Raw genomic sequence first — 24968 nt, forward strand, 5'->3', positions numbered from 1 at the left:
GCGCCTTCATCCGGCGCCCGCCCCCGACGCGCCCGCGGGCGCACCCTGCCGGAGGGAACCGATGCGCACCGTCCTGCGCCGCCCCGACTTCCGCCTGCTCTTCGCCGCGATGGTGGCGAGCATGGCGGCGGAGTCGATCCTGCTGCTCGCCCTGGCCGTCTGGGTCAAGGACCTGACCGGCTCGGACAGCATGGCCGGGGCGACCGTCTTCGCCGTCATCGCGCCGATGGCGTTCGCCCCGCTGGTGGGCTGGGCGGTCGACCGCTACCGTCGCCGGCCCTTCTTCATCTCCGCCAACCTGGTCGCCGCCGTGCTGCTCGGCCCGCTGCTCACCGTGCGGGACCGGTCCGACGTGTGGGTCATCTACCTGGTGGCCGCGCTCTACGGCCTCTCCTCGATCACGGTGACCGCCGTGCTCAACGGACTGATCCGCAATCTGGTGCCGGCCGACCTGCTGGCCGACGCGAACGGGGCGCTGCAGACCGTCCGCCAGGGGCTGCGGCTGGTCGGGCCGCTCGCCGGCGCCGGGATCTACGCCGCCGTCGGCGGCTGGCTGCTGGTGACCCTGGCCATGGGCGGGTTCGTCGCCGCCGCCGCGGTGGTCGGCCTGCTCCGGGCGGACGAGAGCGGGCCACCGCCACCCCCCGGGCGCCGCTGGCCGTCGGGGGTGGGCGACGGACTGCGCCACCTGGCCCGGCAGCCGGCGCTGCGCCGGGCGCTCGTCGGCTACGGGCTCGGCTCGCTGGTGATGGGTTTCACCGAGTCGCTGATCTTCGCGTACGTCGATCTGGGCCTGCGCCGCGACGCCGCGTTCGTCGGCGTGCTGGTCATGGTGCAGGGCATCGGTGGCCTACTCGGCGGCCTGCTCTCCGCCGCGGTGGTCCGCCGCCTCGGTGAGCTGGGCGCGCTCGCCGCCGGAGTGACGTTCTTCGGCCCGGCCGCGCTGGCGCTGGCGTACCCCCGGCTCTGGCTCGGGGTGGTGGCGCTGCTGCTGGCCGGCGTCTCGCTGCCGCTGACCATGGTGGGGTTGCACACACTGGTCCAGCGATGGACGCCGCCCGGGCTGCTGGGTCGGGTCACCGCCGCGTCGAAGGCGCTGATCAGCGGGCCGCAGGCGGTCTCCATCGGCACCGGCGCGTTGCTCGTCGGCGTGTTCGACTACCGGCTGCTGTTCGTGCTGGTCGGCGCGATCACCACGGCCGCCGGCCTCTATCTCTGGCGGGGCCGTGGGCTCACCGCGCCCGGCGCCGGCCCGGCCCGCGTCCCGGGCCCCCGCCGGCCACTCGACGACGAGATGCTCGCCACCGGTCACCCGCCCCGCACCCGTTGAGACGCCGATCGGCCGCACCCCGGACGGGGTACGGCCGATCGGCAGGTGCGGTCAGGTCAGCCGGGGAGCGCGGCGAGGTGCTGCTTCACCTGGTTGATCGACGGGTTGGTCAGCGCGCTGCCGTCGGCGAAACGCAGCGTCGGCACCGTCTGGTTGCCGCCGTTGACCCCCATCACGAACTCCGCGGCCGCGGTGTCCTGCTCGATGTCGACCACCTCGTACGCGATGCCCTCCCGGTCGAGCTGCGACTTCAGCCGGTGGCAGTAGCCGCACCACGGGGTGGAATACATCGTCAGCATGGTCTGGTCCTCCAAGGGTGGCTCGCGCCCGGTCCGATCAGGCCAGGCTAACCGCTGCAACGTCGGACCGGGCTGGGATGATTCCCTGTCGTGGGGGTTCACTCAGCGGCGGAACGGGTGCTGACCGGGCTGGATCCGGAGCAGCGCTCCGCGGTCACCGCCCCGGCCGGTCCGCTCTGCGTCCTGGCCGGCGCCGGGACCGGCAAGACCCGGGCGGTGACCTCGCGGATCGCCTACCGGGCGCTGACCGGCGACATCGCCGCCCGGCACGTGTTGGCGGTCACCTTCACCGCCCGCGCCGCGGCCGAGATGCGGAGCCGGCTCACCGCGCTCGGGGTGTCGGGTGTGCAGGCGCGCACCTTCCACGCCGCGGCGTTGCGCCAGGTCCGCTACTTCGCCCCCCGGCTGCTGGCCGGGCGGGCCATGCCGGAGTTGCTGGACAGCAAGGTGCGGGTGGTCACGCTGGCCGCCGCGAAGGTGGGCCTGCGCACCGACCGGGCCGCCGCCCGCGACCTCGCCGCCGAGATCGAGTGGGCCAAGTCCTCCCTGGTCGAGCCGGACGAATACCCGGTGGCCGCGGCCGAGGCGTTGCGCGAGACGCCCTACCAGCCGGCCCGGGTGGCCGAGGTGTTCGCCGCGTACGAGCGGCTCAAGCGCGGCAACGGGGTGATCGACTTCGAGGACATGCTGCGCGCCGCGGTGTGGGGGATCGAGGAGCACCCCGACGTGGCCGAACAGGTGCGCAACCAGTACCGACACTTCGTCGTCGACGAGTACCAGGACGTCAACCCGCTCCAGCAGCGTCTGCTGGACGTCTGGCTCGGCGGGCGCGACGACCTCACCGTGGTCGGCGACGCCAGCCAGACGATCTACTCGTTCACCGGCGCGACCTCGTCCTACCTGGTCGACTTCCCGCGCCACCACCGTGGTGCGACGGTGGTCCGGCTGGTCCGCGACTACCGTTCCACCCCGCAGGTGGTCGGGCTGGCCAACGCGGTGATCTCGGCGGCCCGGGGCGCCGAGGCGCGACTGCGGCTGGAGCTGCACGGCCAGCGTCGGCCCGGCCCCGAACCGGAGTTGCGGATCTTCACCGACGAGCCGGCCGAGGCCCACGCCGTCGCCACCCGCTGCCGCGCGTTGGTGGCCGGTGGCACGCCGGCGCGGGAGATCGCGGTGCTGTTCCGCACCAACGCGCAGTCCGAGGCGTACGAGAAGGCGCTCTCCGAGGCGGAGGTGCCCTACGTGCTCCAGGGGGCGGAACGGTTCTTCGAGCGACCCGAGGTGCGTCAGGCGATGATCGCGCTGCGCGCCGCCACCCGCTCGGTCCCCGGCGAGACCCCGCTGAGGGCGGCCGTGGTGGAGGGGCTCACCGCGGTCGGCTGGGCGCCGGACGCGCCCCCGGCCGGCGGCGCCGCCCGGGAACGCTGGGAGGCGCTCGCCGCGCTGGTCCAGCTCGCCGAGGAGTACGCCGCGACGCCCGAGGTGGTGCCGATCGGGGAGGCCGCCGCCGTGGAGCGGCCGGTGACGCTCGCCGGTTTCACGGAGGAGCTGGCCCGACGTGCCGCCCAGCAGCACGTGCCCACCGTCGAGGGGGTGACGCTGGCCTCGCTGCACGCGGCGAAGGGCCTGGAGTGGGACGCGGTGTTCCTGGTCGGGTTGGCCGAGGGCACGCTGCCCACCTCGTACGCGAAGACGCCGAAGCAGGTGGAGGAGGAGCGGCGGCTGCTCTACGTCGGGATCACCCGGGCCCGGGAGTGGCTCTGGCTGTCGTACGCCACGGCGCGCTCGCCGGGCGGGCGGGCCCGCCGCCCGTCCCGTTTCCTGCCCCAGCTGGACCGCTCCGGCGGCGGCGAGCGGGCCGGCGGCACGGGCCCGGCCCGGCGCGCGGAGCGGCGGCGACCGCAGGTGGTCTCCTGCCGGATCTGCGGCGCCACGCTGCTCGCCGGCGCGGACCGCAAGCTCGGCCGCTGCCCGACCTGCCCGTCCGACCTCGACGAGGAGCTGTACGAGCGACTGCGCGACTGGCGGCAGCGGGTGGCCGGCGCGCAGAAGGTGCCGGCGTACGTGGTCTTCACCGACGCCACGCTCACCGCGCTGGCGGAGCGGAAGCCGGCGCGCGTCGAGGAGCTGGTGGCGATCGCCGGGATCGGGCCCCGGAAGGTGGGGCTGTACGGCGACACGGTGTTGGCTCTGGTGGCCGGCGCGACGGCGGACGAGTTCTGCCCGCAGAAAAGTTTCTAAAACTGGCCGTAAATCGTTTGCCCTCCGCCGCGGGCGAGGAATAGCCTCAGGGCACACCTCGAAGCGGCGCTGTTCTGGCTGCTCACGGGGGATGAGTCCACGGTCGGCACGAGGAAGGTCAGGGAGGTGGCACCAATGGAGATCTACATCTACGAGCGTCCGGCGGCTATGCCAGCTGCCGGCGTTCCCCTGTCGTCCGTCTGGGTGGCCCTTGCCGCTCGACCGTCGGCTCCGCAGGTGCACCAGGCCCAGGTTCAGGCCGAGCTGAACCTGACCGTCGCGCCGGTCACCGGAGTCGAGGGGACCAGTGGCTTCACGGGCATGGGCATCGGCGGCGCCAAGAAGCGCACTGATGTCCGCGGCGTTCCACCTCGAGGTAGACCGGTCTGATCCACAGACCACCGGCTCACCTCGAGGCCGCGGAACCCGCACACCGGGATCCGCGGCCTCAGTTTTTGTACCGCCGCCGTACGTCGGAAATGCGATCCACGAGATCGAAGTGAGAGAGAGGTGACCGGAGGATGAGTCTGGCGTTGGCCCCACTCGACGTGAGCGTCGAGGTGGAGGCGAACCTGCCCTGCCGGAAGTTCGACCCCGACCTGTGGTTCTCCGACTCGCCCGCCGAGCTCGAGCTGGCCAAGTCGCTCTGCGGGGACTGCCCGCTGCGCGTCGAGTGCCTGGCCGGGGCGGTGGAGCGAGCCGAGCCCTGGGGCGTCTGGGGCGGCGAGATCTTCGAGCGTGGCGCGGTCGTCCCGCGTAAGCGGCCCCGTGGCCGTCCGCGCAAGGAGGACCTCGCCCGGGACGCGCAGCTCCGGGACGAGGCGGAGGCGCGACTGGCGGCCAGTGGGCTGTCCGAGTCGCGTAGCGCCGTCCGGCTGGCAGCCTGACAAACCTGCGTTCCACGACCGACCGACCGACGCCGGTGTCCCTCCACCGGCCGACCTGAGAGAGAAAACCATGCTGCACCTGCCGAATGGAACCGAGATGCAACTACTCCACGAAGCGTTGTCGAGGGCTCGAATGCCCCGGCCTCAGGCCGGTCGCACCACCACGAGCACTGAGGCAACCCGTTCCGCCCGTACCGTCGCCATGCGGGGCCGCGGCCAGTCGGCCCGCGACCTGGGCGTTCTGTAGATCGACCACCTGAGGAAGGGGCGGTGACCAGATGGTCACCGCCCCTTCGGCGCGTTCGGGACTCAGGCCACCGGGGCGAAGCCGGGCAGCCAGCGTTCCAGGATCGCCCGGTAGGACGCCTTCGCCTCCAACTGGCAGAGCACCCCGATCGAACCCAACGTCACCCGGTGGATCATCAGGTAGGACGGTGGCAGGTTGAGCTGCCGGCTGAGCTGGTAGGCCGCCGAGCGAGGGCTGGCCAGCCGGGCCGCCTCGGCGCGGAGCCAGGCCCGGGTGAACCGGAACTCGTCGGCCGCGATCGGCTCCAGCATCGGCCGGAGGAAGTCGAGCACCGCCGGGGCGTCGATCGGCTCGTTGTGACCGACGAAGCCCTCGTCGCGTAGCCCGGCAACCACGCCGTCGGCGTCCCCGCGCAGCGCGAGCGCGGCGATCCGGCCGATCGGCTCCGGCGTGCCCTCCGGCATCCGGGCCACCGCGCCGAAGTCGATCACACCGAGCCGGCCGTCGGGCAGCAGCCGGAAGTTTCCCGGGTGCGGGTCGGCGTGCAGCAGCCCGGCCCGTTCCGGCGCGGAGAGGTGCAGCTCGGCCATCAGCCGCCCGGCCTCGTCGCGCTGTTCGTCGGTGCCCTCCCGGATGATCTCGGACAGCGGGATGCCCTCGACCCATTCGGTGATCAGCACGCGGGGAGCGGCGTCGAGGACCTCCGGGATGTAGATGTCCGGGTCGTCGGCGTACGCGGCGTGGAACGCCCGCTGCGACTCGGCCTCCAGCTCGTAGTCCAGCTCCTCGGTGATCCGCTCGCGCAGCTCGGCCAGCAGCGGTTTGACGTCCAGCCCCGGTTGGATCGCCCGGAACATGCCGCCCAGGCGGGAGAGCTGCTTCAGGTCGGCGAGCAGGGCGTCACCGGCCCCCGGATACTGGATCTTGACGGCCACGTCCCGGTGCCGGGGGCCGCCGTTCGGCCCGTATCCCGGGTCGCGCCACACCGCTCGGTGCACCTGGCCGATGCTCGCCGCGGCGGCCGGGACGTCGTCGAAGGAGACGAACCGGTCCCGCCAGTCTGCCCCGAGCTGTTCGGCGAGCACCTTGTGCACGGTCGCCACCGGCAGCGGCGGGGCGGCCTCCTGGAGCTTGGTGAGCGCCTGCCGGTAGGGCGCGGCGACCTCCTCGGGCAGCGCCGCCTCGAAGACCGACAGCGCCTGGCCGAACTTCATCGCCCCGCCCTTGAGCTGCCCGAGGACGCTGAAAAGCTGTTCGGCGGTGCGCTGCTGGATCTCGGCGGAGATGACGTCGGACGCGAGCCCGGTGACCCGCTTGCCCATGCCGAGGACGGTTCGACCGGCGAATCCGAGCGGCAGGGCGGCGAGTTTGGCGGTGCGGGACACGGCCCGCCGCGGGATGTCGGTCACCCGACCATTGTTACCGACGCGAGGGGCTCGCTGCTGCCGTGCGGCCGGGAGCGGGCCGGGCCGACCGGATCGGGCGACGCGCGCCGCAGCCGCACGACGGGTGCGGGGACCACCGGCGGCGCCGGAGGCGACCGGCTGCCCGGACCTCCACCGCCGCGCCGAGCGTCTCCGGGGTGCCGCCGTCGAGCTGGGCCAGCGCCTCGGCGGTCGCGAAGGCCGTCGCGGCGAGCCGGGTGGTGGCCGTGCACGGCGACTCGCCGCCGTCGGCCGCGAGCTGGGCGGCGAGCGCCGGCCAGGCCGGGTCCCGGTCGCGACGGTGCAGGTCGAGGCAGCGCAGGCAGGGGCCGGCGGGCGGCCGCACCAGCGGCCCGACCACCGGCACCCCGCCGCGCAGGTCGAGCAGGAGATGGGGCTGCCGGCGGCGGGCGTGGCGGGCGGCGAGCAGTTCGGCCGGGCGACCGACGCCGAGCTGCACCACCAGGTCCGGCCGGGCGGTCCGCAGCGGACCGGTGACCGTGCCCGGCGCGCACCGGGCGAGCGCCTCGCACACCGCCGGGGCCAGCGGCCGGCCCAACTCGGTGCCGGGCAGGCCGGTGCCGACCAGGTCGCCGGCGCGGACCGGGCCGGACAGGTCGGGCACCACGTGCCCGACCCCGGCCTGGGCCAGCGCGACGGCGACCGCCGCGCCGAGCCGACCCGAACCGGTGACCAGCACCCGGGCGCTCCGCCGACGGCGTAGCAGGCGCGCCGGCGTGCCGGGCAGGTGGGGCGCGGCCAGGGCCAGGGCGTCGGCCTCCGCGACCAGCCGGGCCCGCGGCGGACCGGCGAGGTCGCGGGGGAGCAGCGTCTGCGCCGGTACGACCAGACCGGCGGCCCGGAGCGCTTCGAGCAGGGCGCGCGCCTCGTGCGCCGGGACCCGGGCGGCGCTGGCGGCGGTCAGCACGGCCCGCTCGCTGCGGGTGCCGTCGAGCAAATCGAGCAGGTGGGTGACGCCCGGGGTGGAGATGTCGACCAGCACCGCCGGGCCGGGCTCCACGCCGAGTTGGAGGGTGCGCCGGTCCCGCCAGAGGCGGGTCAGCCCGGGGAGCAGGGTGGGGCGGATGAGTGGCATCGGTTGGGTCACACCACGAATGGTGACCGTGTCCGCGCACTCCGTCGTTCGTTGTCCACAGGCGCGGCGCGCCATGGCCAGCCTTGTCCACAGGACATCGCCGGTTTTCCACAACCGGCGAGTAACCGTGTCGGATCGCCGACGGGGGAGGGGTGGCCGCCGGCCACCCCTCCCCCGAACGAACCCGGACGGGTCAGACCTTGGCCTTGCCCAGGATGCGGTTCACTGTTGTGCCGCACACCGGGCACTTGCCCTTGGCCATGTTCATGCCGGTCTTCGAGACCTCCACGTGCCCCTCGAAGTCCCGCTTCTCCTTGCACTTGACGCAGTAACCGTTGTAGGTCTGGGCCTGGTCGGCCACGGTAGCCTCCTCGTCTCGTCCGCCGGAGGTGCCCGGCGGGTCTCCCTGCGGCGGGCCACGCGTGGCGCCGGCGCCGGGGGTCGTCCGCGATCAGTCTCCTGACCGCTGGTTGGCGGACCCTACCCAGGTCTGGGCGGTTCCATGTCAGCTGCACGCCGACTCTGTGAGCAAGTCGACGACGAGAGTGTGCATGCCGAGTAACGTCGGATAAGTCAGTTTCGCGGGGACACGCCGGGTAAATACGCTCAGATCCCCTTCACCGGGCCCGCGACGACGACCCCGCCGTAGATCATTTAACGTGGCGGGTGGCCGAGAGGTGATGGTCAACTACCGTCGCAAAGAAATTTTTCAGGACTCTTGACCACCAACCGTAACTTTCCGGGCGCGTGTCGTCGTGTTGACTCTTGCGGACTCCTGGTCAGTACGCATTACCTTTTCCCTCGTGACAGTCAACCGAGGCTGCGCGGCGCGGTAATGGCCGTGGCGCGGAAGCCCGTCGTCGAGGTGCGGCGCAGTCAGCGTCGGCGACGCACGGTGTCCGCGTACCGGGACGGTGAGCGTGTGGTCGTGCTCATCCCGGACCAGTTCTCCCGCGCCGAGGAAAGCGAGTGGGTCGACCGGATGCTGGCCCGGCTGGCCGCCCGGGAGGGCCGCTTCGCCCGCTCCGACGCCGAGCTGCTCGCCCGCGCCTGCCGCCTGATCGGGCTCTACCTGTCGGACCACGGCTCCGCCGCCGAGCCGGCGAGTGTGCGCTGGGTGACCAACCAGAACGGCCGTTGGGGTTCCTGCACCCCGGCCGACCGCACCATCCGGATCTCCCACCGGATCCAGGACATGCCCGACTGGGTGATCGACTACGTTCTCCTCCACGAGCTGGCGCACCTGATCGTTCCCAGTCACAACGCCACGTTCTGGTCGCTCGTCGGCCGCTACCCGAAAGCCGAGCGGGCCCGCGGCTACCTGGAGGGTGTGGCCGCCACCGCCGGCATCTGACCGCTCGTCCCGGAGGTTAGGGTCGGCTCATGGTCCGACGTGTGGTGGTGGCGTTGCTCGGCCCGGTGACCTGGTCGCCGCCGGGGATCCCGTCGGAGCGGTGGCGGACCGCCCTGGCCGAGGACCTGGTGGACCTGCTGGCCACGCTGAACGAGGTGGAGACCGCGGTGGCGGTCACGCCCGCCGACCGCTGGCTGGCCGACGCGGTGGTCTGGCCCGGCACCGCCGTCCACGAGGTGCCCGAGCCCACCCCGAACGCGGTCTTCGCCGTGCTCGCCGGTTACGACCAGGCGGCCGTGGTCGCCGCCGACGCCCCGGACGTGCCCGGGCTGACGCTCGGCAAGCTGCTCCGACCGCTGTCCAGCCGCCCGGTGGCGGTCGCTCCGGCGGAGGGGGGCGAGCCCGGTCTGCTCGGGGTGGCCGCGCGGCTGCCCGCGCCGGCGTGGCTGCCGGCGGTGGATCTCGACACGACCACGCCCGCCGAGGTGCGCGCCGCGGCGCCCCGGCCCGGGGAGGTGGCGGTCACCGCCGGCTGGCGCCGCCTGCGCGGCCCGGCCGACCTCGGCGCCCTCGACCCGGCCTTCGAGGGCTGGGACGCCACCCGGGCGCTGCTCTCCGGCCGCCCCGGCTGACCCGGCCGCCGCCGCCCGACCGGCGAGGCCCGCCGGTCGCCGCCGACCGGCGAGGCCCGCGCGCCGCCTCGTCCCGCTGTCCGGGGTCGGTGCGTCGCGCCGGCTGGGCTTCTGTCGGTGTGCGGCGCCGGTCCGGCGGTCCGTCCGTCAGCTCGTGGCGGCCTGACTGTCGGTCCACGTGTCGCGTCGTGCGGGCGTGTCCGGGTGAGGAGCGAAGGTCGCTCGTCCGCGCCTACGAACCGGATGACGCGGACGAGTCGGCCCGACGTCGAGCCGCGTGTCGGCGTCGGTCGCGGCGAACCTGTGGCGGTGAGTCGTTCACGTCAGCACGTTTCTAGGCGCTGCGGACTGCCCTCCCGGCCGCCTGGCGGGAGTCGTGCCGCAGCCTGCCGAGAGGCGCGGGCACGCGGGCGGTCGCGTCGCCGAGACGACGATGGGCTGGCGCCGCGTGGCCGTCGTCGGCGCACCGAGTCGACGCGTCGACCGTGACCCGCGGCGGCGTCCACCGGGCCAGGAACTCCGGGGCCACGGGCATCGGCCATCGAACCCGGTGTGCGGCCGGACGCGGTCGAACGCCCGGGGGCACGGAACGCGGCGGGGCCCGCACGGAGAACCGTGCGGGCCCCGGCCGGCGTGTCCCGCGTCAGGACTTGCCGTCCTCCTCGCCCGGGGTCGGCTCCTCCGGCCCGCCCGGGGCGGAGAAGTCGAAGTTCGCCAACTCGTCGTCCAGGTCGCTGGAGGTCGCGGCGAACGCCTCGGGGGCGGCGAAGTCGTCGTCGGACGGGAGCAGGTCGGGGTGGCCCCACACGGCGTCCCGGCCGGCGATGCCGCGCTGCTCGGTCAGTGCCGCCCAGAGCACTGTCGCCTCGCGCAGCCGGCGCGGCCGCAGTTCCAGGCCGACGAGCGCGGCGAACGTCTGCTCGGCGGGACCACCAGCGGCCCGACGGCGGCGGAACGCCTCGCCGAGGCTCACCACGTTGGGCAGGCGGTCGCCCGCGGCGCTGTCCACCACGTGGCACACCCAGCCCTCGACCAGGGCGAGGACGGTTTCCAGCCGGGCCAGCGAGGCCTTCTGCGCCGGGGTGTCCTCGGGGGTGAAGATGCCCTCCAGGGCGATCGCCTGCATCGACTCCGGGTCGGTCGGGTCGACCCGGCCCATCGCCTCCTCGATCGCCTCCCGGTTGACCCGGATGCCGGCGGCGTAGTTCTCCACCGCCGTGAGCACGTGCCCGCGCAGCCACGGCACGTGCTGGAAGAGCCGCTGGTGCGCGGCCTCGCGCAGGGCCACGTAGAGGCGCACCTCGTCCTCCGGCAGCTCCAGGCCCTCGCCGTACGCCTTGATGTTGGCGGGGATGAGCGCGGCGGTGCCGGCGGGCCCCAGCGGCAGGCCGATGTCGCCGGCGGAGAGCACCTCGGCGGCGAGCGAGCCGAGCGCCTGGCCGAGCTGGCCGCCGAAGAGCGCGCCGCCCAGCGTGGCGACCATCGACTGCATCGGGCCGAGCTGGGCCCGCGCCTCCGGCGGCACCAGGTCGCCCATCGCGCCGACCATCCGGCTGGCCACCGGGTCGCAGAGCTTGCGCCACACGTCGAGCGTCTTGAAGATCCACTCGTTGCGGTTCCAGGCGACCGAGGAACGGATGCCGGAGGGCCACGAGGTCGCCGGCTCCAGCCAGAGGTCGGCGATGCGGAGCGCCTCCTCGACCGCGTTGCGTTCGAACGGCGAGACCGCCGGGTCGCCGGCGGCGGCGAGCTGGCTCGCGGCCACCTGCCGGGCGAGGTCCCAGTTGACCGGCCCGCTGCCCGGCGCGGACAGCAGGTGCTGCAACTGCGACATGAACTGCTGCATCTGCGCGGGATCGTTGGGGTCTGGTGGTTGACCACCCGGGAGCGCGAAGCCGAACGGAATATCAGGCACGACCTCTACGGTACGCGGGGCCCGCCGCTGGTCGAGCCCGTCGGCGTTGCGCTGAGGGCGAAGTCCGTCCGTCACCGCGTCGGACGGCGGGGCACGGATCGGTACGCTCTGGCGCATGAGACGTCGCGGCGTGACCGTCCTGCTCGGTGCCCTGCTCACCGCCCTGCTCAGCGTCGGCGTACTGAGCGTGCCCCTGCCCTACGTGGTGCTCGGCCCCGGCCCGACCGTCAACACGCTCGGCAGCGAGAACGGCAAGGAGGTCATCCAGGTCACCGGCCGCGCGACGTCCACCTCCGCCGGGCAGCTCCGGCTCACCACGGTCGGCGTGCAGCCCACGGTCCGGCTCCGGTCGGCGCTGGCCGGCTGGTTCTCCTCCGACGAGGCGGTGGTGCCCCGGGAACTGGTCTACCCGCCGGGGGAGTCGCAGGAGGAGGTCGAGAAGCGCAACGCGGAGGACTTCCAGAACTCGCAGACCAGCGCCGAGACGGCGGCCCTGCACGAGCTGGGCTACCCGATCAGGGTGCTGGTCAAGACCGTCACGCCGGGCGGGCCCTCGGCCGACGCGCTGCGGGCCGACGACCAGCTCACCTCGGTCGACGGGACGCCCGTGACGAGCGCGGCCAAGCTCACCGAGCTGATCCGGGCGAAGCCGGCCGGCACCGCGCTGACGATCGGCTACACCCGGGGGGGCACCCCGGGCACCGTCACGGTGACCAGTCGGGAGCAGGACGGCCGCCCGCGCATCGGGGTGGAGATCGACCAGCAGCAGCCGCACCCGTTCACCCTCAAGATCGACCTCGGGGACATCGGCGGACCGAGCGCCGGCCTGATGTTCACCCTCGGCATCATCGACAAGCTGGAGCCGGCGGACCTGACCGGCGGGAAGATCGTCGCCGGCACCGGGACCATCGACGACGAGGGCCGGGTCGGCCCGATCGGCGGCATCGCGCAGAAGCTGGTCGGCGCCAAGGAGGCCGGCGCGAAGGTCTTCCTGGTGCCCGCGGACAACTGCGCCGAGGCGGTCCGCAACCCGCAGCCGGATCTGCCGTTGCTCCGGGTGGCGACGCTCGACGACGCGCTCAAGGCGCTGGAGACGCTGCGCGCCGGGGGACAGCCGACGCGCTGCTGAGCAGGACCGGTCATCGGCCCGGGGCGATCGTGACGTGACCTTGACCCGACGTGTTCAGGAACACCCCGTACTCTTGGGTGCCTGGTCGGAGCCGATCACCTCAAACGTGCGGAGCCAATAGTGGTCATGCGTAGCAGTCCCCTGCCGAGGATGAGCCGACGCGGACGCGTCACCATCGGGGTCCTGGTCGGGGTGTTCGTGCTGTTCACCCTGCTCGGTTGGGGGGTCAACGCCTGGACCGACTGGCTCTGGTTCGACGAGGTCCGCTACACCCAGGTCTTCACCGGCGTGCTCGCCACCCGGCTGCTGCTGTTCCTGGTGGTCGGTGTCGGCATGGCGCTGATCGTCGGCGGCAACCTCTGGCTGGCCTACCGGCTGCGGCCCCGGATGCGCCCGCACTCGGCCGAGCAGGCCACGCTGGAGCGCTACCGGATGCTGCTGAGCCCCCGGCTCGGCACCTGGATCGTCCTGGTCTCCGCCGTCGTCGGACTCTTCGCCGGGCTCTCCGCGCAGACCCGGTGGGCCCAGTGGCTGCTGTTCCGCAACGGCGGCACCTTCGGCGTCAAGGACCCCGAGTTCGGCGTCGACGTCGGCTTCTACGTCTTCCAGCTCCCGTTCTGGCGCTACGTGCTCGGCGTCGGCTTCACCGCGGTGGTGCTCGCCCTACTCGGCGCGCTCGCCGTGCACTACGTCTTCGGCGGGGTGCGCCTGCAGGGCGTCGGTGACCGGATGACGAACTCCGCCCGCGCCCACCTGAGCACGTTGGTGGCCGTCTTCGTCCTGCTCAAGGCCGTCGCCTATGTGCTCGACCGGCGGGCCATGCTGCTGGAGTACAACGAGGGCGCGAAGCTCTACGGCGCCGGCTACGCCGACGTGAACGCGCTGCTGCCGGCGAAGGAGATCCTGGCCTGGATCTCGGTGCTGGTCGCGCTCGCGATCATCGTGTTCTCCAACGCGGTGATGCGGAACCTGGTCTGGCCCGGCATCTCGCTGGCGCTGCTGGGCGTCAGCGCGGTGGCGATCGGCGGCATCTACCCGTGGGCCGTGCAGACGTTCGAGGTCAAGCCGAGCGCCCGGGACAAGGAGGCGCCGTACATCGAACGCAGCATCAAGGCCACCAGGTCCGCGTTCGGTCTCGACGGCACGAAGACCACCGGGTACGCGGCGAGCAATCTCGTGCCACCGGCCAGTCTCGCCACCGACACCTCGGTGGTGCCGAACGTCCGGCTGCTCGACCCGCAACTGGTCTCCGAGACCTACACCCAGCTCCAGCAGGTGCGCGGCTTCTACGACTTCGGCTCGAAGCTCGACATCGACAGGTACTCGGTCAAGGACAAGACCTCCGACTACGTGGTCGGCGTCCGTGAGATCAACTACGGCGAGCTGACCGACCAGCAGAGCAACTGGATCAACCGCCACACCGTCTACACCCACGGGTACGGCCTGGTCGCCGCCCCCGCGAACCAGGTGGTCTGCGGCGGGCAGCCGTACTTCGTCTCCGGCTTCCTCGGCGAGAAGGCGCAGGAGGCCTGCTCGTCGCCGACCGAGGAGATCACGGCCCAGCAGCCGCGGATCTACTACGGCGAGCGGATGGAGGCCGACGACTACGCGATCGTCGGGCAGACCGGGGACCGCAATGTCGAGTTCGACCGGCCCACCTCGACCGGAGGCGAGCAGTACTACACCTACACCGGTGAGGGTGGCGTCAAGGTCGGCTCGTTCCCCCGGCGGTTGCTCTACGCGATCAAGGAGCAGGAGACCAACTTCCTGCTGTCCGAGGCCGTCAACGAGAACTCGAAGCTGCTCTACGTGCGCAACCCGCGCGACCGGGTGGAGAAGGTCGCGCCGTTCCTCACGCTCGACGGCGACCCGTACCCGGCCTCGGTGAACGGCCGCGTCCTGTGGATCATCGACGGCTACACCACGGCGGCCACCTACCCGTACGCCGAGCGGGTCAACCTCCAGGCGGAGACCGCCGACGAGCTGACCGGCCGGGGCACGTTCCAGCTCGCCCGGGAGAACGTCAACTACATCCGCAACTCGGTGAAGGCGACCGTCGACGCGTACGACGGCACGGTCAAGCTCTACTCGTACGACGACACCGACCCGGTGCTGAAGGCGTGGAACAAGGCGTTCGGCGGCGACCTGGTGCTGCCCAAGGGCGACATCCCGGCGGAGCTGGCCGAGCACTTCCGCTACCCGGCCGACCTGTTCAAGGTGCAGCGCAACCTGCTTACCAAGTTCCACGTCACCGACCCCGGCGACTTCTACTCCGGCCAGGACTTCTGGCAGGTGCCGAACGTGCCGGACGCGCCGGACAGCGGGCAGAAGCAGCCGCCCTACTACCTGTTCACCCAGTTCCCCGGGCAGGACGGGCCACGGTTCCAGCTGACGTCGGCGGTCACCCCGAACGGGCGGCAGAACCTCGCCGCGCTGGTCTCCGGCTCGTACGTGGACGGGCAACCGCGCCTGGAGGTGCTGGAACTGCCCGACCAGACCCGGATCTCCGGGCCGACGCAGGTGCACCAGCAGATGACCAACAACGGCGACATCCGGCAGCAGTTGAACCTGCTCTCCTCCAACCAGGCCCAGGTGCAGTACGGCAACCTGCTCTCGTTGCCGTTCGCCGACGGCATGCTCTACGTCGAGCCGGTCTACGTGAAGAGCAGCAGCCAGGACGCGTACCCGCTGTTGCAGAAGGTGCTGCTCTCCTACGGTGACGGCGGTTCGTACGTGGTGCTCGCCAACAACCTGGGCGACGGCATCAAGCAACTCGTCGAGCAGGGCAAGCGGGCCGGAGCGGGCAACACCCCGCCGCCGTCGACCGACGGCAACCCCCCGCCGCCGACCGGGGGCAACGACAACACGCCGCCGCTCACCGGCGAGCTGGCCGACGCGGCCGGCAAGGTGCAGGCCGCGATCGCCGAGGTCAAGGCCGCGCAGGCGTCCGGCGACTTCGAGCGGTACGGGCGGGCGTTGAAGACGCTGGACGAGGCGATGACCGCGTTCCAGCAGGCCCAGGCGGCGGCGAAGGGATCGACGAGCCCGGCCCCGTCGGGCAGCGCGACACCGTCGGCGCCGGCCTCGTCCGCTCCGACACCGAGCGGCTGACTCTGCCCGGCACCCCCGTTTTGCGCCTCGCCGTGCCGGTGCGCTACGGTTAACGAGCCGACGCGGGGTGGAGCAGCTCGGTAGCTCGCTGGGCTCATAACCCAGAGGTCGCAGGTTCAAATCCTGTCCCCGCTACTCGTGAGGAAAGGCCCCGGAGTTCGCTCCGGGGCCTTCTCCGTCCCGAGGGGCGGCCGCACGGGATCGGGGACCCGGCTGATCTCCACGATTCCGATGCGATAGGCTGTACCTACCGACGCGGGGTGGAGCAGCTCGGTAGCTCGCTGGGCTCATAACCCAGAGGTCGCAGGTTCAAATCCTGTCCCCGCTACTCGTGACGAAGGGCCCGGGAGTTCGCTCCGGGGCCCTTCGTCGTATCCCAATCCTTCCCTCGCGTCCGACGTGCCCCGGTTGCGGGTCTCGGCGAGGATGGGGGCATGGCTGGATGGAACAGATGGTGGGGCCGCCTGGGCGCGGTCATCGGTATGGTCGTGCTTTCGGTCTTCGTGCCGGTCGCGGCCTGGGCGTCGACCGGCACCGGCAAGATCGTGGTCGAGGCCGCGCGTCGGCGCTCCCGGGGCGGCTTCGGCTTCCTGGGTCTGCTCTGCTGCCTCGTGGTGGTCGGCGGGATCGTGCTGCTGGTGCTGATGTTGATGCGCAATCGGCGCAACCGCCCGCCGCGCTGACGCGCGGTCGTGAGGTGTTGAGCGGGGCCCCCTCCGCTACCGAGTGCGGTAGGAAGGGGCCCCGCCTCACCCCCTGGCCAGGGCGGCGTTCGCCCGCGCCATGAAGCGGGAGGTGGCGGTGCGGGCGCCCGCCCGCTTGGCGCGGATGCTCTCGGCCGCGTCGATCAGCAGGCTCCGCACCGCGGCGTGCCCCTGCGGCGGCGGCGCGGGCGCCGGGCCGGCCAGCCCGTCCAGCTCCGCGCCCAGGGCCGCCACCCGTCTCTCGGCCCGGTCGGTGACGCCGTCGAGAACGTACGTGCGGACCTGCGTGGCGGGGTTCAGCCCGCGTTCCACGCCGAGGACCCGGCCGGCCGCCACGTTGGTGGTCAGGAAGTTGAGCACGTCCACCACCACGCCGGGGTGGCGGGTGCCGCGGAAGCCGGCCCAGTACATCGACGCCCGGGGCCACTGGGCGGCCGGCGTGCCGGGGAAGGCGACGACGCCCAAGGTGTCCTCGGCCAGGCGTTGCAACTCCGGAAACTGGTGCGACCAGGCGAAGGACGCCGCGGTGTGGCCGGTGACCACGAGCTGGCGGGCCAGCTCGCCGGTGTCCGCCTGCTCCACCAGGGCGGCGCTCGGGGTGGCCCGGTCGAAGCGGGCGACCTCCCAGAACTCGAACCAGGCGAGCAGCTCGGCCGAGCTGAAGCCGAGCTGCCGCCCCTGGTACAGCTCGCTGCCCTGGCCGCGCAGCCAGAGCCAGAGCGCCCGATAGTCACCGGAGGGGTCCATGGTGCCGGCCACCCGGTTGCCGGAGGCGCGGGTGACGCGAGCCGCCCAGCGGGCGTACTCCTTCCAGGACATGCCGGTGCGCGGCTCGGGCTGGCCCAGCCGGCGCAGCAGGTCCCGGTTGAAGACCAGCGCCGCGTTGGTCTGCGCGGCGGGCACCGCCACGGTCCGCTCGTCGACCCGGCCGTAGCGGGCCAACTGCTCCGGCAGGTCGCGCAGCTCCAGCCGGTCGTCGTCGGCGTAGCGGGTGAGGTCGAGCAGGATGTCGCGGCGGTCGTACTCGGTGAGCAGGGTGTCGTCGATCTGGAACAGGTCGGGCACGTTGCCGCCGGTGGCCTGGGTGGCGAGGCGGTCGTAGTAGCCGGCCAGCCCCTGCCAGGTGATCCGGAAGCCGACCCGGGGGTTCCGCTCGGTGTAGAGGCGCAGCGCCTGCTCGGTGGCCCGGGCGCGGCGGTCGCCGCCCCACCAGAACACCGACAGCTCGATCGGCCCGTCGTCGGCCGCCGCCCCGTCCTCCGCCGGGCTGCAACCGGCCAGCCCGCCGGCGATCAACGGCAGACCGGTGAGCGCGCCGAGGAACCGCCGCCGGTCGAGGCCGGGGCGGGTTACGGGCCGCTGAGCGCGCACGATTCTCTCCGATGCTGGGCTGGACGAATCATTCCACCGGCCCCGGACGGGGGTGTCAACGCCGGGTGGGACGGCCGACGGGCGCGCCGGAGCGCGCACACCGGTCATGGTGTACTTACCGCCGTGGAACTTCTGCACTCGGGCAAGGTCCGGGACGTCTACGCCGACGGCGCGGACCTGATCCTGGTCGCCTCCGACCGCGTCTCCATCTACGACGTGGTGCTGCCGACCCCGATCCCGGACAAGGGCCGCCTGCTCACCGCGCTCTCGTTGTGGTGGTTCGAGCAGCTGGTGGACCTGGTGCCGAACCACGTCGTCTCCGCCACCGACGTGCCGGCGGAGTTCGCCGGGCGGGCGATCAGGTGCCGGCGGCTGGACATGGTGCCGGTGGAGTGCGTGGCCCGGGGCTACCTGACCGGCGGTGGCCTCGCCGAGTACGAGCGCACCGGCTCGGTCTCCGGCGTGCCGCTGCCCCGGGGCCTGGTGGAGGCGTCGATCCTGCCCGAGCCGATCTTCACGCCGTCGACGAAGGCGCCGAAGGGCGAGCACGACGAGCCGATCACCTACGACCAGGTGGTCGACAAGGTCGGCCCGGAGACCGCGGAGCGGCTACGGGAGATCACCATCGAGGTCTACCGGCGGGGGGCGGAGATCGCCGCGGACCGGGGCATCCTCATCGCCGACACCAAGCTGGAGCTGGGCTGGGCCCCGGACGGCACCCTGGTCCTGGGCGACGAGCTGCTCACCTCCGACTCGTCCCGGTTCTGGCCGGCGGAGTCCTACCAGCCCGGCCGCTCCCAGTTCTCCTTCGACAAGCAGTACGTGCGGGACTGGGCCACCGAGAGCGGCTGGGACAAGCGCCCGCCGGCGCCGGAGGTGCCGGCCGACGTGATCGAGGCGACCCGCGGCCGCTACGTCGAGGCGTACGAGAAGCTCACCGGCAACCGCTGGGGCTGACGCGGAGGTCGTCTAGTCTCGGCGGCATGGCGACGAGGCTCGTGCAGATCAACATGAAGGCCCGGAACGACGCCGCGCTCGGCGGCTTCTGGGCGAAGGCGCTGGGCTGGGGCATCTCCAACGAGGGGCCGGGCGTGACCAACCTCGAACCCGAGGGCATCGTCTACCCCGACCCGGTAGCGGTCTGCATCGACCTCGTCGTCTCCACCGAACCCAAGGTGGGCAAGAACCGGGTGCACGTCGACCTGGCCACCACGTCGGCGGCCCATCAGGCGGAGCTGGTCGCGCGGCTCACCGAGCTGGGCGCGAGCCCGGTCGACGTCGGCCAGGGCGACGTCCCGTTCACGGTGCTGGCCGATCCGGAGGGCAACGAGTTCTGCGTGCTGGAGCCGCGCCCGATCTACCGGGACACCGGGCCGATCGCCGCGGTGGTGGTCGACTGCGCGGACCCGCGCGAGATGGCCCGGTTCTGGGGCGAGGCGACGGACTGGACGGTGCACGAGGTGACCGACGAACACGCCTCGCTGCGTTCCGCCCAGGGGGTCGGCCCCTACCTGGAGTTCGTCCGCAACCCCGACCCGAAGACGGGGTGGAACCGCGTCCACCTCGACGTCCGCCCCTACCCGGCCGACGACATGGCGGCCGAGGTGGCCCGCCTGGAGACACTCGGCGCCACCCGCATCGAGCTGTCCGGCGCCCACATCCACTGGACGGTCATGGCCGACCCCGAGGGCAACGAGTTCTGCGTGCTCACCCCGGGCTGACCTCCTCCGTCCCGCGATCCTGCTCGCGGGGGAGAGGGCTAGTCCACCCAGTCCAGGGTGCGTTGGACGGCCTTGTGCCACTGGTGCAGCTCGTGGTCGCGGTGGGTCGGGTCCATGGTGGGCTCCCACTGGGCGTCGGAGCGCCACTTGTCGCGCAGGGTGGTCAGGTCGGGCCAGAAGCCGACGGCCAGACCGGCCGCGTAGGCCGCGCCGAGGCAGGTGGTCTCGGTGATCCGGGAGCGCACCACGGGCACGTCGAGCACGTCGGCGAGGAACTGCATCAGCAGCGCGTTGCCGGTCATCCCGCCGTCCACCCGCAGCCGGCGCAGCGCCACGTCGGAGTCGGCGTTCATCGCGTCGACCACCTCGCGGGTCTGGAACGCGGACGCCTCCAACACCGCCCGGGCCAGATGCCCCTTGGTGATGTAGCCGGTCAGCCCGGCGACCACGCCCCGGGCGTCGCTGCGCCAGTGCGGCGCGAACAGGCCGGAGAAGGCCGGCACCACGTAGCAGCCGCCGTTGTCGTCGACGCTGCGGGCCAACTCCTCGACCTGACCGGCGGTCGAGATCAGGCCGAGGTTGTCGCGCAGCCACTGCACCAGCGAGCCGGTGACCGCGATCGCGCCCTCCAGCGCGTACGTGGCCGGCTGGCCCTCGATCCGGTAGGCCACGGTGGTGAGCAGGCCGTGTCGCGACGGCACCGGGCTCGCGCCGGTGTTGAGCAGCAGGAAGCTGCCGGTGCCGTAGGTGCACTTGGCCTCGCCGGGCTGGAAGCAGGTCTGCCCGAACAGCGCGGCCTGCTGGTCGCCGAGCGCGCTGGCCACCGGCACCCCGGCGAGGACGCCCTCGGCGGTGCCGTAGACCTCGGCCGAGCAGCGGATCTCGGGCAACATCGCGGCTGGGATCCGCAGCGCGTCGAGCAGCTCCGGCGCCCAGTCGAGGGTCTCCAGGTCCATCAGCAGGGTGCGGCTGGCGTTGGTCACGTCGGTGACGTGCCGCCCGGTCAGCTTCCAGATGAGCCAGCTGTCCATGGTGCCGAACAGCACCTCGCCGCGCTCGGCCCGCTCGCGCAGCCCGTCGACGTGGTCGAGCAGCCAGCGCAGTTTCGGCCCGGCGAAGTAGGTGGCCAGGGCCAGGCCGGTGCGGGCCCGCAGCCGCTCGGCGTCGTACGTCTCGGCCAGCTCGCGCAGCAGCGGGCCGGTGCGGGTGTCCTGCCAGACGATCGCGTTCGCCACCGGCCGGCCGGTGGCCCGGTCCCAGACGACCGTGGTCTCCCGCTGGTTGGTGATGCCCACCGCGGCCAGTCGCTCGGGGCCGATGTCGGCGCTCGCCAGTGCCTCGCGGACCACGTGCTCGACGTTCGTCCAGATCTCCTCGGCGTCGTGCTCGACCCAGCCGGGGCGCGGGAAGATCTGCCGGTGCTCGCGGTGGGCCACCGCGACGATCTCACCGGCGTGGTCGAAGACGAGGCAGCGCGAGGAGGTGGTGCCCTGGTCGATGGCGGCGACGAACTCTCCGGTCACGCAGGCACCGTACCCGCCGGAAGCGTCCCACGCCTCCCGCCGACCGGCCCGTACGATCATCAGACGTGCGTGACATTGCCGTGTTCAGCGGGACCGCCCACCCGGATCTCGCCGCCGAGATCTGCGCCCACCTCGCCGTTCCGCTGCACCCGGTGCGGGTGTCCCGGTTCGCCAACGACTGCCTCGAGGTGCAGTTGCAGGCGAACTGCCGGGAGCGGGACGTCTTCCTCATCCAGCCGCTGGTGCCGCCCGTGCAGGAGCACCTGGTCGAGCTGCTGCTCATGATCGACGCCGCCCGGGGCGCGTCGGCCGGCCGGATCACCGTGGTGCTGCCGCACTACGCGTACGCCCGGTCGGACAAGAAGGACGCGCCGCGGATCTCCATCGGCGGTCGCCTCGTCGCCGATCTGCTCACCTCGGCCGGCGCGCACCGGGTGCTGGCGATGACGCTGCACTCGCCGCAGGTGCACGGTTTCTTCAGCGTGCCGGTGGACCACCTGCACGCGCTGCGTGAGCTGGCCGCCCACTTCAAGGGTCACGACCTGGACAACGCGGTGGTGGTCTCGCCGGACCTGGGCAACGCCAAGGAGGCGGCGGCGTTCGCCCGGATGTTGGGCACCCCGGTGGCGGCCGGCGCGAAGCAACGCTTCAGCGACGACCGGGTGCAGATCAGCACGATCATCGGGGACGTGGCGGACCGGGACGTGATCGTGCTGGACGACGAGATCGCCAAGGGCAGCACCGTGGTCGAGCTGATCTCGCACCTGCGCCGGCGGCGGGTGCGCTCGATCCGGCTGGCCTGCACGCACGGGCTCTTCTCCAGCGGCGCGCTGGAGCGGCTGAGCGCGCAGGAGGGCGTGTTGGAGATCGTCTGCACCAACACGGTGCCGATCCCGGTCGAGAAGCGGGTGCCGAAGCTGGAGGTGCTCTCGGTGGCGCCGGCGCTGGCGGAGGCGATGCGGCGGATCCACAACGGCGAGTCGGTGAGCGCCCTCTTCGGCTGACGGGCGGGGTGGCCCGGCGGCCGGTCAGCCGTCCAGCGGGCGGGCGGGTTGCGGGGTGGTCAACGCCGCGGTGATCCGGACGGCCGTGCCGGCGTCGCCGGTCTCGACCTCCATCGTGTCGCTCAGCTCCCGGGCCAGCCAGAGGCCCCAGCCGCCGGCGGTCTCCGGGGCCGGCCGGTCGCGGTCGCGCAGCCGCCGTTCGCTGATTCCGTGTCCGTGGTCGGCGACCTCGCAGACCAGGTCGCCGCCGCGTCGCCAGAGCCGCAGCCGGCCCTGCCCGCCGCCGTGCCGGACCGCGTTGGTGATCAGCTCGTTGACCGCGAGCACGAAGTCGTCCAGTCGTTGCCCGGTCAGCCCCACCGCGTACGCGCAGGAGGTGACCGAGTGCCGCAGCTCGGTCACCTGGGCCTGGTCGAAGGCCTCGGCGATCAGAAGGGAAGGTTCGATGGGCACAACCGTACGCGGTGCGGGGAGTTCTGCGTTTGTCATGACTCCGTCCCGGCGCTGGCTCCCGACGACTTTCGCGGCTTTTCCACCGTACGTCAGGTTTTCTTGACCCGCACCCCGCGGCCCGCGCGTGACCGGCTGTGGCAGGGTGACGCCCATGCCGTCGCCCTCCGGCCTGGAAGGCCCGTTCTGGCGGTCCATCGCGGTGTTCCGGTTCGCCTCGCTGGCCTACGTCGGCGTGCTCGTCCTGCGCGACGGCGGCGAGTACGCGCACCCGGTGGCCGCCGGCGCCGTCCTGCTGGGCATGTTGGCCTGGAGCGGCGTGACGGCGGCCGGCTACCGCCGCCCGGCCGGGCGGCGCTGGCCGCTGCTCCTGGCCGACCTCGGCGTGGTGCTGGCGATCATCCTGGCCACGCCCTGGGTGGTGGGCCGCCCGGCGCTCGCCGCCGGGGTGCCGGTCCTGACCTCGGCCTGGCTGGCCGGGCCGGTGCTGGCCTGGGCGGTCTCCGGGGGCCGGCGGCGGGGCACCGTCGCCGCACTGGTGCTCGGCGGCGCCGACCTGGCCACCCGCGACCCGATCAACCCGTCCGCGTTCACCGGCGCGATCCTGCTGCTGCTCGCCGGCCTGGTGGTCGGGCACGTGGCCCGGCTGGCCACCGAGGCGGAGGCCCGGTTGCAGCGGGCGGTGGAGCTGGAGGCCGCCACCCGGGAGCGGGAGCGGCTGGCCCGCGACATCCACGACTCGGTGCTCCAGGTGCTGGCGCTGGTCCGGCGGCGCGGCGCCGACCTGGACGGCGAGGCGGCCGAGCTGGCCCGGCTGGCCGGGGAGCAGGAGGCCGCGTTGCGGTCGCTGATCGGCCGGGTGGACGCCGAACCGGAGCGGGGCGGGGCCGACCGGGACCTGCGCGATCTGCTCGACCGTTACGCCTCGGCGGCGGTGCAGGTGGCCGCGCCGGCCACCCCGGTGCCGCTGCCCGCGCGGGCAGCGGGTGAGCTGGCCGCGGCGGTCGGCGCGGCGCTGGACAACGTGACCCGGCACGCCGGTGGGCGGGCCTGGGTGCTGATCGAGGACGAGGAGGAGACGGTGACCGTCTCGGTACGCGACGAGGGGCCGGGTATCCCGGACGGGCGGCTGGCGGAGGCCGCGGCGCAGGGCCGGCTCGGGGTGGCCCAGTCCATCCGGGGCCGGGTGGCGGACCTGGGCGGCGAGGTGCGGATCGTCTCCGCGCCGGGCGCCGGGACCGAGATCGAGCTGACCGTGCCGCGGAGCCGGCGGCGGTGAGCATCCGGGTGATGGTGGTCGACGACCACCCGATGTGGCGCGAGGGGGTGGCCCGGGACCTGACCGAGGCCGGCCTCGACGTGGTGGCGACCAGCGGCGAGGGGCGGCAGGTGGTCCGGGTGGCCGCGGCGGCCCGCCCCGACCTGGTCGTGCTCGACCTGCAACTGCCGGACGTCTCCGGCGTCGAGGTGGTGCGCGGGCTGCGCGCCGCGCTGCCCGAGGTGCGGGTGCTGATGCTCTCGGCCAGCGGCGAGCCGCAGAGCGTGCTGGACGCGGTCAAGGCCGGCGCCACCGGCTACCTGGTGAAGTCGGCCGCGCCGGCCGAGTTCCTCGACGCGGTGCGGCGCACCGCGGCCGGCGAGCCGGTGTTCACGCCCGGGCTGGCCGGGCTGGTGCTCGGCGAGTATCGCCGGCTGGCCGCCGCGCCGCCGGCCCCGCACGACGACGCGCCCCGGCTCACCGACCGGGAGACCGAGGTGCTGCGGCTGGTCGCCAAGGGGCTGTCCTACAAGCAGATCGCCGAGCGGCTCCGGCTGTCCCACCGGACCGTGCAGAACCACGTGCAGAACACCCTGGGCAAGCTCCAGTTGCACAACCGGGTCGAGCTGACCCGGTACGCCATCGAGCGGGGCCTGGACGAGTGAGTCAGCGCGCGTCCGGCGGCTGGGTCTCGTGCACCGCCAGCTCCTCGGCGCTGGCTCCGCCCCCGGCGGCGCCGGCGTCGTAGGCCACGTTGTCGGTCTCCTGGTCGGTGCGTGCGCCCTCGTCTGGTTCGCCCAGCCGGCCCACCTCGTGGTCGGCGACGGTGCCGAGCTGGCCGTGGTCGTAGACCGAGACCGGGGAGTGCGGGTCGGAGACCGGGCCCGGGTCGATCACGTCCGCGTCGAGCTGGGCCTGCGCGGCGGCCTCCTCGCTGTCCGCCTCGGCCGCGATCGCCGGGTCGACGGTGCCGGCCAGCGGGTCGTCGGCGGGGCGCTCGTACTGCTCGCGGTCGAGCTTGTAGTCGAGTGACTCGCCGTCGAGCTGCTCCTCGGCGGTGGTGCCGAACCGGTCGACGGCGACCGGGGTGCGGTCGCCGGGGATCTGGGCCGGCTCCGGGCCGTCCGCCTCGCGCCCGGTCGACACGTCGTCGTTGGCGGTCGAGTCGTCGTCGGCGGTGTCGGGCAGGCCCTCCGCCTCGGGGTCGGACACGGGGGTGGGGTACTCGTCGTCGCGCATGCCGATGAACTACCCACTGCCCTTGCCCCATTA

General features: G+C 73.0%; 23 protein-coding genes and 2 tRNA genes. 16 read left to right on the forward strand and 9 right to left on the reverse strand.

What is annotated here, in order from left to right:
- Window positions 1-61 precede the first annotated feature (61 nt).
- Window positions 62-1330 (forward strand): MFS transporter, encoded by a 1269-nt coding sequence (locus O7618_RS30675; protein WP_278109619.1) that lies wholly within the window; start codon window positions 62-64, stop codon window positions 1328-1330.
- Window positions 1331-1386: 56 nt separating this feature from the next.
- Here the strand turns inward: O7618_RS30675 and O7618_RS30680 are convergent, their stop codons facing one another.
- Entirely contained in the window at window positions 1387-1629 is a 243-nt protein-coding gene (locus O7618_RS30680) for a mycoredoxin (RefSeq protein ID WP_091068606.1), read from the reverse strand.
- 90 nt (window positions 1630-1719) lie between these two features.
- Here O7618_RS30680 and O7618_RS30685 point away from each other — a divergent pair, with 90 nt between their 5' ends.
- The 3 genes from O7618_RS30685 to O7618_RS30695 all read left to right on the forward strand — a co-directional run bounded on the left by O7618_RS30685 (window position 1720) and on the right by O7618_RS30695 (window position 4757).
- Window positions 1720-3870: an ATP-dependent DNA helicase UvrD2 gene (locus tag O7618_RS30685; RefSeq protein WP_278109621.1), complete on the forward strand. Its 2151-nt coding sequence runs from the start codon at window positions 1720-1722 to the stop codon at window positions 3868-3870.
- A gap of 135 nt (window positions 3871-4005) precedes the next feature.
- Window positions 4006-4260, forward strand: coding sequence for a hypothetical protein (locus O7618_RS30690; RefSeq protein WP_278109623.1), 255 nt, complete (start codon window positions 4006-4008; stop codon window positions 4258-4260).
- Window positions 4261-4391: 131 nt separating this feature from the next.
- Window positions 4392-4757, forward strand: coding sequence for a WhiB family transcriptional regulator (locus tag O7618_RS30695; RefSeq protein WP_278109624.1), 366 nt, complete (start codon window positions 4392-4394; stop codon window positions 4755-4757).
- A gap of 309 nt (window positions 4758-5066) precedes the next feature.
- On the opposite strand, the gene O7618_RS30700 is transcribed toward O7618_RS30695, so the two are convergent.
- The 3 genes from O7618_RS30700 to O7618_RS30710 form a co-directional block, all read right to left on the reverse strand.
- A complete protein-coding gene (locus O7618_RS30700) occupies window positions 5067-6413 on the reverse strand; it encodes an AarF/ABC1/UbiB kinase family protein (RefSeq protein WP_278109625.1) in 1347 nt (448 codons plus the stop codon).
- A 10-nt stretch (window positions 6414-6423) separates the two neighbouring features.
- A complete protein-coding gene (locus tag O7618_RS30705; RefSeq protein ID WP_278110208.1) occupies window positions 6424-7524 on the reverse strand; it encodes a TOMM precursor leader peptide-binding protein in 1101 nt (366 codons plus the stop codon).
- 193 nt (window positions 7525-7717) lie between these two features.
- Entirely contained in the window at window positions 7718-7885 is a 168-nt protein-coding gene (locus O7618_RS30710) for a DUF5679 domain-containing protein (protein WP_007464795.1), read from the reverse strand.
- Window positions 7886-8359: 474 nt separating this feature from the next.
- Between O7618_RS30710 and O7618_RS30715 the strand changes: the two genes are divergently transcribed.
- Together O7618_RS30715 and O7618_RS30720 are read left to right on the forward strand one after the other, a co-directional pair.
- Window positions 8360-8878, forward strand: a complete 519-nt coding sequence (locus O7618_RS30715) for a M48 family metallopeptidase (protein ID WP_278109626.1) — start codon at window positions 8360-8362, stop codon at window positions 8876-8878.
- A 29-nt stretch (window positions 8879-8907) separates the two neighbouring features.
- The gene (locus O7618_RS30720; RefSeq protein ID WP_278109627.1) at window positions 8908-9510 is read left to right on the forward strand and encodes a hypothetical protein; all 603 of its coding nucleotides are present in this window, start codon (window positions 8908-8910) and stop codon (window positions 9508-9510) included.
- Between the two features lie 643 nt (window positions 9511-10153).
- Here O7618_RS30720 and O7618_RS30725 read toward each other — a convergent pair.
- Window positions 10154-11356 carry a zinc-dependent metalloprotease gene (locus tag O7618_RS30725; RefSeq protein WP_278110209.1) on the reverse strand — a complete coding sequence of 401 codons (1203 nt, stop codon included), beginning with the start codon at window positions 11354-11356 and terminating at the stop codon, window positions 10154-10156.
- 184 nt (window positions 11357-11540) lie between these two features.
- Here O7618_RS30725 and O7618_RS30730 point away from each other — a divergent pair, with 184 nt between their 5' ends.
- The 5 genes from O7618_RS30730 to O7618_RS30750 all read left to right on the forward strand — a co-directional run bounded on the left by O7618_RS30730 (window position 11541) and on the right by O7618_RS30750 (window position 16348).
- Window positions 11541-12554 (forward strand): PDZ domain-containing protein, encoded by a 1014-nt coding sequence (locus O7618_RS30730; protein WP_278109629.1) that lies wholly within the window; start codon window positions 11541-11543, stop codon window positions 12552-12554.
- A gap of 126 nt (window positions 12555-12680) precedes the next feature.
- Complete coding sequence (locus O7618_RS30735; RefSeq protein ID WP_278109630.1) at window positions 12681-15665, forward strand: UPF0182 family protein; 2985 nt, start codon at window positions 12681-12683, stop codon at window positions 15663-15665.
- Between the two features lie 61 nt (window positions 15666-15726).
- Window positions 15727-15800 (forward strand) — tRNA-Met (locus tag O7618_RS30740).
- Window positions 15801-15919: 119 nt separating this feature from the next.
- Window positions 15920-15993, forward strand: a tRNA-Met gene (locus O7618_RS30745).
- A gap of 106 nt (window positions 15994-16099) precedes the next feature.
- Window positions 16100-16348 (forward strand): hypothetical protein, encoded by a 249-nt coding sequence (locus O7618_RS30750; protein ID WP_278109631.1) that lies wholly within the window; start codon window positions 16100-16102, stop codon window positions 16346-16348.
- Between the two features lie 66 nt (window positions 16349-16414).
- Here O7618_RS30750 and O7618_RS30755 read toward each other — a convergent pair whose 3' ends face one another.
- Window positions 16415-17740: an ABC transporter substrate-binding protein gene (locus tag O7618_RS30755; protein ID WP_278109632.1), complete on the reverse strand. Its 1326-nt coding sequence runs from the start codon at window positions 17738-17740 to the stop codon at window positions 16415-16417.
- Between the two features lie 123 nt (window positions 17741-17863).
- Between O7618_RS30755 and O7618_RS30760 the strand changes: the two genes are divergently transcribed.
- Window positions 17864-18697, forward strand: a complete 834-nt coding sequence (locus O7618_RS30760; RefSeq protein ID WP_278109633.1) for a phosphoribosylaminoimidazolesuccinocarboxamide synthase — start codon at window positions 17864-17866, stop codon at window positions 18695-18697.
- Window positions 18698-18723: 26 nt separating this feature from the next.
- Window positions 18724-19461 (forward strand): VOC family protein, encoded by a 738-nt coding sequence (locus tag O7618_RS30765; RefSeq protein ID WP_278109634.1) that lies wholly within the window; start codon window positions 18724-18726, stop codon window positions 19459-19461.
- Between the two features lie 38 nt (window positions 19462-19499).
- On the opposite strand, the gene glpK is transcribed toward O7618_RS30765, so the two are convergent.
- Window positions 19500-20984 (reverse strand): glycerol kinase GlpK, encoded by a 1485-nt coding sequence (gene glpK / locus O7618_RS30770; protein WP_278109635.1) that lies wholly within the window; start codon window positions 20982-20984, stop codon window positions 19500-19502.
- A 65-nt stretch (window positions 20985-21049) separates the two neighbouring features.
- Between glpK and O7618_RS30775 the strand changes: the two genes are divergently transcribed.
- On the forward strand, window positions 21050-21988 hold the full coding sequence (locus O7618_RS30775) for a ribose-phosphate pyrophosphokinase (RefSeq protein ID WP_278109636.1): 939 nt from the start codon (window positions 21050-21052) through the stop codon (window positions 21986-21988).
- A 24-nt stretch (window positions 21989-22012) separates the two neighbouring features.
- Here the strand turns inward: O7618_RS30775 and O7618_RS30780 are convergent, their stop codons facing one another.
- A complete protein-coding gene (locus O7618_RS30780; protein ID WP_278109637.1) occupies window positions 22013-22477 on the reverse strand; it encodes an ATP-binding protein in 465 nt (154 codons plus the stop codon).
- 115 nt (window positions 22478-22592) lie between these two features.
- On the opposite strand from O7618_RS30780, the gene O7618_RS30785 reads away from it, so the two are divergent.
- Both O7618_RS30785 and O7618_RS30790 read left to right on the forward strand, forming a co-directional pair.
- A complete protein-coding gene (locus tag O7618_RS30785) occupies window positions 22593-23717 on the forward strand; it encodes a DUF5931 domain-containing protein (protein ID WP_278109638.1) in 1125 nt (374 codons plus the stop codon).
- An 11-nt stretch (window positions 23718-23728) separates the two neighbouring features.
- On the forward strand, window positions 23729-24361 hold the full coding sequence (locus O7618_RS30790; protein ID WP_278110210.1) for a response regulator transcription factor: 633 nt from the start codon (window positions 23729-23731) through the stop codon (window positions 24359-24361).
- Between the two features lies 1 nt (window position 24362).
- On the opposite strand, the gene O7618_RS30795 is transcribed toward O7618_RS30790, so the two are convergent.
- Window positions 24363-24935, reverse strand: coding sequence for a DUF5709 domain-containing protein (locus O7618_RS30795; RefSeq protein WP_278109639.1), 573 nt, complete (start codon window positions 24933-24935; stop codon window positions 24363-24365).
- Between the last annotated feature and the right edge of the window lie 33 nt (window positions 24936-24968).

The organism is Micromonospora sp. WMMD980, assembly GCF_029626035.1.
Lineage (GTDB): Bacteria > Actinomycetota > Actinomycetes > Mycobacteriales > Micromonosporaceae > Micromonospora.